The sequence below is a fragment of the Tannerella sp. genome, from assembly GCF_052170195.1.
GTDB lineage: Bacteria > Bacteroidota > Bacteroidia > Bacteroidales > Tannerellaceae > Tannerella.
Window position 1 is genome coordinate 1 of the sequence record NZ_JBQNAZ010000073.1, and the last position, 6707, is coordinate 6707.

General features: G+C 49.0%; 6 protein-coding genes. 4 read left to right on the plus strand and 2 right to left on the minus strand.

Features of this window, described 5'->3' with window-relative positions; genetic code table 11:
• Positions 1–73 precede the first annotated feature (73 nt).
• The gene (locus ACTTKA_RS11820; protein WP_442725184.1) at positions 74–352 is read left to right on the plus strand and encodes a hypothetical protein; all 279 of its coding nucleotides are present in this window, start codon (positions 74–76) and stop codon (positions 350–352) included.
• On the opposite strand, the gene aroB is transcribed toward ACTTKA_RS11820, so the two are convergent.
• Together aroB and alaS are read right to left on the minus strand one after the other, a co-directional pair.
• Positions 328–1383, minus strand: a complete 1056-nt coding sequence (gene aroB, locus ACTTKA_RS11825; protein ID WP_442725185.1) for a 3-dehydroquinate synthase — start codon at positions 1381–1383, stop codon at positions 328–330. The two genes, ACTTKA_RS11820 and aroB, sit on opposite strands and share 25 nt — an antisense overlap.
• Positions 1384–1386: 3 nt before the next feature.
• Positions 1387–4017, minus strand: a complete 2631-nt coding sequence (gene alaS / locus ACTTKA_RS11830) for an alanine--tRNA ligase (protein WP_442725186.1) — start codon at positions 4015–4017, stop codon at positions 1387–1389.
• Between the two features lie 99 nt (positions 4018–4116).
• Here alaS and ACTTKA_RS11835 point away from each other — a divergent pair, with 99 nt between their 5' ends.
• From ACTTKA_RS11835 to ACTTKA_RS11845, 3 genes are read left to right on the plus strand one after another with little or no spacing between them, the layout of a single operon-like run.
• A complete protein-coding gene (locus ACTTKA_RS11835; RefSeq protein WP_442713112.1) occupies positions 4117–5100 on the plus strand; it encodes a M23 family metallopeptidase in 984 nt (327 codons plus the stop codon).
• A 7-nt stretch (positions 5101–5107) separates the two neighbouring features.
• A complete protein-coding gene (locus tag ACTTKA_RS11840; protein WP_442713113.1) occupies positions 5108–5500 on the plus strand; it encodes a MerR family transcriptional regulator in 393 nt (130 codons plus the stop codon).
• Positions 5487–6482 carry a calcium/sodium antiporter gene (locus ACTTKA_RS11845; RefSeq protein WP_442725187.1) on the plus strand — a complete coding sequence of 332 codons (996 nt, stop codon included), beginning with the start codon at positions 5487–5489 and terminating at the stop codon, positions 6480–6482. The genes ACTTKA_RS11840 and ACTTKA_RS11845 overlap by 14 nt, the downstream gene beginning before the upstream one ends.
• The last annotated feature ends 225 nt before the right edge of the window (positions 6483–6707 follow it).

Here is a 6707-nt window from a genome sequence, read left to right on the forward strand (position 1 = left end):
ATTAACTATTTAAAAATAAAATCCGATGAATTTTGATTTTAGTCGGTTAATAGTGTTTTAAAAAATATCTTTTATGAGAACAGTCAGCGGTCTCGACGTCCACAAAGATAGCATTTTTATGTGCATTTTGGACGAACAAGGCAAAAAAAGAGAAGAAAAATTTGGCGTGACGACCCGTGAAATAAAGCGGCTGTCATCCGTAATGCACACTCATTACGTGAGTGAGGTATGTATGGAAAGTACCGGGATTTATTGGATACCGATTCTCATTCCTGAAAACCCTGCTTTATCAAATAACGTTATTGTTTTTTTACTGTTTCCGACTCTCTACCTCCCCATTGTTTCGCGGTAGAAGTCGAGCGATTCGAAGACACGCTTCTTATCTACCTCCTGATCGATACGGATATTGCCGACCCCTTCCAGCAACGCAAAGCGGATACGTCCTCCTTCGTTCTTCTTATCGTGGGTCATCCGCTCGTATAAGGCTTCGTAATCGTGGCAGTCGAAAGCGAGCGAGGGGTATCCGCTACGGATCAGATTCACCGTTTGCCGCAAGACCTCGACAGGCATGGCGCACTGTTTATGCGACAGATACAATTCGCAAACCATCCCGGCGGCCACCGCATGACCATGGAGGATCGGGTGATGCTTTGCAAAGAACAAACTCTCGAACGCATGGCCGACGGTATGGCCGAAATTAAGCGCTTTGCGGATTCCCTGTTCTTTGGGGTCTTCACTGACAATGCGTTCTTTAACGGCTACCGAAGTCTCAACCAACGCGTGCAGCGGTTCTATGTCGATCTGTCTCCCCTCGATCTCGAACGCGAGAAGGCTGTTCAGATGGTTCTCATCGCTGATCAGTCCATGTTTAAGCATCTCGGCAAAGCCGGAGAGGATATTGTCACGGTCGAGCGAACGCAGGAAGACTGTATCGATCAGCACCGCATCAGGTGGGTAGAATGCTCCGATCTCGTTCTTCAGTCCGTTGAAGTTAATGCCCGTTTTTCCGCCCACAGCCGCATCGACGGCGGCCATAAGCGTCGTAGGGATATTGAGCGTATGTAGTCCGCGTTTGAACGTTGCCCCCGCGAACCCGCCGAGGTCGGTCACCATCCCACCGCCGAGGTTTATCAGCAGAGAATGGCGGGATGCTCCGCTTTGCGAGAGGATCGTCCAAATTCGGGCAACCTGTTCGATGTCTTTATGCGTATCCCCGGCCGCGATCGTTATAACCTCCGCCTGCCTGAGCGCCTGCACGGGCTGCAGAAGCGGCAGACAAGCATTACGCGTATTCGTATCGGTCAGGATATATGTCCGGTCGTGTTTATGCGACGCAAGATACGATATCAGCTCTCCCGCAATATCTTTTGTGATAAGCACCATCGTTTATTTCAAACCGGCTTCTTCAAGGATGGTTTCTACGGCTGCGTTCAAACCGTCTCTCTTTTTGCCGCCTGCCGTGGCGAAATGCGGCTGTCCGCCGCCACCGCCCTGAATGTGTTTGGCGCCGCTTTTAACGAGTCGTGAAGCATCCCATCCGTCGGCCACGAGTGCATCGCTGAGTGCGACAATCAGTCCGCACTTATCATGGTCTTCAATGCCCGCGATGAAACATACCCGTTCGTCCTTAGGATTTTCTCCTTTGATCTGGAATGCAATATCTTTAAAGATGTCGAGGTTTCCTTCGCCGTTAAAGACAAACAGTTTGACACCATTCCGCTCGATAGCGTGCGAAAGGATTCGTTGCTTGATCGAAGCCGCCTTTTCTTTCATATATTCGCCCAGTTGCTTCTTCAGTTCGCTGTTCTCCTCGATCGACTTGCGGATGGTCACGGCAAGGTTCGGCACATTATTGAACATGGCGCGCAACTCGCGGATGGCATCCTGCGCAAGATAGAACTGCGCCTCGGCACTCTCGGCCGTCACCGCTTCGATACGGCGCACTCCGGCCGCGATCGAACTCTCGTTCACGATGTACATCGAACCGATCATCCCGGTCTTCGGTATATGCGTGCCGCCACACAATTCGACGGACGATCCGTAACGGACTACACGCACTTCGTCGCCATATTTCTCGCCGAAGAGCGCCATCGCGCCCATCGCTTTAGCCTCCGCGATCGGGATATCGCGATATTCTTGCAGCGGCAAATCTTCACGTATCTTCCGGTTGACCGCCCTCTCGACCTTGCGGATTTCCTCATCTGTCAGTTTCCGGAAGTGGGAGAAATCGAAACGCAACGATTCGGGCGACACGTATGATCCTTTCTGTTCGACGTGCGTACCCAGCACCTCGCGCAACGCTTCGTGCAACAAATGCGTAGCCGAATGGTTGCATTCGCAACGGATACGCATCTCCTTGTTGATTTGAGCGGTGAACGTACCGGACACTTCGTTCGGCAACTTCCGGGCCAGATGTACGGGTAAGTTGTTTTCGCGTTTGGTGTCGATAATCTCCGTCTTTTCACCGTCCGGAGCGATCAGCCATCCGCAGTCGCCTACCTGTCCTCCCATCTCCGCATAGAAAGGGGTCTTGTCGAGTACGATCTGATACAGTTCCTTATTTTTTTGTTTTACTTTCCGGTAGCGCAGAATCTCCGCATCGCACCCGAAATGATCATACCCCACGAAATCGGTTTCACCATCGCGGAGTATGATCCAATCGCCTGTTTCGATCGCTGCGGCATTGCGCGCCCGCTCTTTTTGTTTCTGCATCTCCGCATCAAAAGCCGCGGTATCGACGGTCATCCGATGTTCGCGCAAGATCAGTTCGGTGAGGTCAAGCGGGAAGCCGTAGGTATCGTAAAGCACAAACGCATGAGCGCCGTCCAGCATGTTTTGTCCGGCTGCTTTCGCTTCTTCTATTTTTTTGTCGAGCATTCTGATACCGGTTTCAAGCGTACGCAGGAATGCGTTTTCTTCTTCCCTGATCACTTTGCCGATCAGTTCCTGCTGAGCAATGAGTTCGGGGTATGCCGTCCCCATGGTGTCGATCAGTGCTGGAAGGAGCTTGTACATGAATGCTTCGCGCCGGTCGAGGAACGTATATCCGTAACGCACGGCACGACGGAGGATGCGGCGGATGACATAGCCGGCTTTGGCATTCGACGGCAACTGCCCGTCGGTGATCGAGAAAGCGATCGTGCGGATATGATCGGCGATGACACGCATCGCTACGTCTTTTTCCTTATCGGTTCCATAAGGTGTCGACGTCATATCGGCAATCGCCCGGATGATGGGCTGAAAGACGTCGGTGTCGTAGTTCGAGGTCTTTCCCTGCAAGGCCATGCAAAGTCGCTCAAAGCCCATCCCCGTGTCGATCACATGGTTCGGGAGCGATTCGAGCGTGCCGTCGGCTTTGCGGTTATATTGCATGAATACGAGGTTCCATATCTCGATGACGAGCGGATGGTTCCGGTTGACCAGTGCAGCTCCGGGCATCGCCCGGCGCTCAGCCTCGGGACGCAGGTCGATATGGATTTCGGAGCAGGGGCCACACGGACCGGTATCGCCCATTTCCCAGAAATTGTCGTGTTTGTTTCCTTCCAAGATATGATCCTGTGGCAAAAACTGTTCCCAGTATTGTGCCGCTTCATTGTCACGGTCGATGTTTTCGGACGGACTGCCCTCGAAAATCGTCACGTAGAGCTGTTCCGGATCGAGGTGCAAACAATCTACCAGATATTCCCATGCCCAAGCGATGATTTCTTTCTTGAAATAGTCGCCGAAAGACCAGTTTCCGAGCATCTCAAACATGGTATGATGATAAGTATCATGTCCTACCTCTTCCAAGTCGTTATGTTTTCCGCTGACGCGCAAACATTTTTGCGAATCCGCCACACGAGGATATTTAATCGGTACATTACCGAGAATGATGTCTTTGAATTGATTCATCCCGGCATTGGTAAACATCAGGGTCGGGTCGCCTTTGATAACCATAGGAGCCGAGGGTACAATATGATGTCCTTTTGACGCAAAAAAAGACAGAAACGATTCACGAATTTCCTTTGCTGTTAGCATATTAATCGAATAGGGATGCTTGTTAAAACCTTTGAAATATTTTGCAAAATTAGAGTAAAATCTTATATTTGCAACCTAATTTGAAGGAAGACTTTAAGAATGGGACTGTTTAAGTCGAAGAAAATATACTATTTATACAATCCGGACACGTTGAACTATGAGCGCGTATATCCCACGGCTAAACAACGTTTCTTTTCCGTTATCAGACATCTGAGTATCGGGCTTTTCTTCGGAGCCGTTGTCTTCTTTATTTTCATCAACACATTCTCATCACCCATGGAGTCTTTGTTGAAAAAAGAAAACAAACTTCTGCAAACACAGTATGAGGTGCTCGATCTGAAGCTCACCGAGGCATTGAAGGTGCTGGATGATATTCAACAACGGGACGAAAATCTGTACCGTGCCATTTTTCAAGCCCACTCGATTCCCGAATCGGTTCGTCAATCGGGATTCGGCGGAACGAACCGGTACGAGTATTTGACCAGCCTTTCCAACTCTGAACTGGTTATTGAAACAACAAAGAAGCTGGATATGCTGAAAAAACAACTATATATCGAGTCCAATTCGTTGGAGGAGTTGATCGCCATGGGTAAAAGTCTGGAAGAACGCAGTCGTTGCGTTCCGGCTATCCAGCCCGTATCGAATAAAGATCTTAAAAAAACGGCTTCGGGTTACGGCATGCGCATCGATCCGATTTACCGTACGCTCCGCTTCCATTCCGGCATGGATTTTTCCGCACCTACCGGTACCGACATTTATGCTACCGGAAATGGTCAGGTCTCTTTCGTAGGTTGGCGACAGGGGTATGGTAATTGTGTAATCATCGATCATGGCTACGGCTATAAAACACTGTATGGTCACATGGAGAAATACTTTGTGCGCGTAGGGCAAAAAGTGAATCGTGGCGAAACGATCGGTACTGTAGGAAGCACCGGAAAATCGACCGGCCCTCATCTGCATTACGAGGTACTGGTGAATAACAAACCCGACAATCCTGCCAAATATTATTTCCAGGATCTGACCCCCGAAGAATATGACCAGATGCTCCAAATATCGGAGAATCACGGTCAGGTAATGGATTAACACTTCCATGGCTCTGAAGCAGCAAAAAGTCGAAAAGTTATATTTCTCGATCGGAGAAGTAGCACAACAATTCGGTTTGAATGAATCGACCCTGCGATTCTGGGAAAAAGAGTTCGATGAAATTTCGCCTCGAAAAACGAAAAAAGGGACACGTTACTATCGTCAGGAAGATATCGAGCAGATCCGATTGATTTATCATCTGGTGAAAGAGCGCGGCATGACGTTATCCGGAGCGCGCCGTAAACTGAAAGAGAACAGAGAAACGACGGTTCGCATCTTAGAAATATCGGACAGGCTTCAAGGGGTACGTGCCGCTTTGGTTTCGATGATCGAGGCGCTGAACAAAGCAGAAAAAGAACAAGAAAACAATTACGAACAAGAAGCAAATGATAAACAATGACATTTTGGCAGTAGGAATGGTTATTGCTGGTTTAGTTTTAATTTTAGTCGGAGCCAATGCTTTGACGGACGGAGCAGCCGCCGTAGCCAAGCGGTTCCGCATCTCGAATTTAGTGATCGGTCTCACCATTGTGGCCTTCGGCACTTCGGCGCCGGAGCTGGCCGTAAGCGTGGTCTCCGCCTTGAAAGGCAGCCCGGACCTGGCTATGGGCAATGTAGTAGGCAGTAATATTTTCAACACACTCCTGATTGTAGGACTTACGGCAACGATCGTTCCGTTAGGAGTGCTTAAAAGTACGATTACGAAAGAGATACCTTTATGTATTTTAGCGTCGGTCGTACTGCTGGTTTCTGCCAATGACATCTTAATCGATAGTGCGGCCGAAAATATCCTCAGCCGTTCCGACGGTGTGATTTTGCTCGGATTCTTTCTGATATTTTTCGGTTATACCTTTGCGATTGCCCGCAACCACACGGAAGGAGACGAGGCGGAAACGGTAAAAGACATGCCGATTTGGAAATCCGCGTTGTTTATCGTGGCCGGATTAGCAGGGTTAATTTATGGCGGACAGTTTTTTGTAGAAGGCTCTTCGCAGATCGCCCGGAGCCTTGGTGTAAGCGAGTCGGTCATCGGGCTGACACTGGTAGCCGGAGGAACTTCCTTACCGGAGTTAGCCACCTCGGTTGTAGCGGCATGGAAGAAGAATCCGCAGATGGCGATCGGAAACGTGGTTGGTTCGAACCTGTTTAATATCTTCTTCGTGCTGGGATGCAGCGCATCAATTTATCCGTTACGCGTACAAGGCATTACATTTCTCGACTATGCTATTATGCTCGGATCGTGTATTATATTGTTCATATTCAGTCGTTTCTTTAAAAAACAGATGATTACACGTTGGGAAGGCATCGTCATGGTGCTCTGCTTTCTGGTCTATATAACATATCTGGTGATGAATGCTCTGGCAGCGGAAGGTCCCATGTAAGGCCCTTTTTAGTATACAAACGCGATAGCGTCAAACGTCGAGGCTTTCCGATCCAACCGTTGTATCAATGCGTATCACCTCTTGGAGATGATACGAAAGATGAACGAGGTCAAAAGAATAAACACTTAAGCCCGACCGACAGGATTTTGTCGGTTCAGTATTTATTTTGAGATTATTGCTGTCCGGTAAAACTCAAAAAGACAAAATCATCTTACTCGAAGCCCT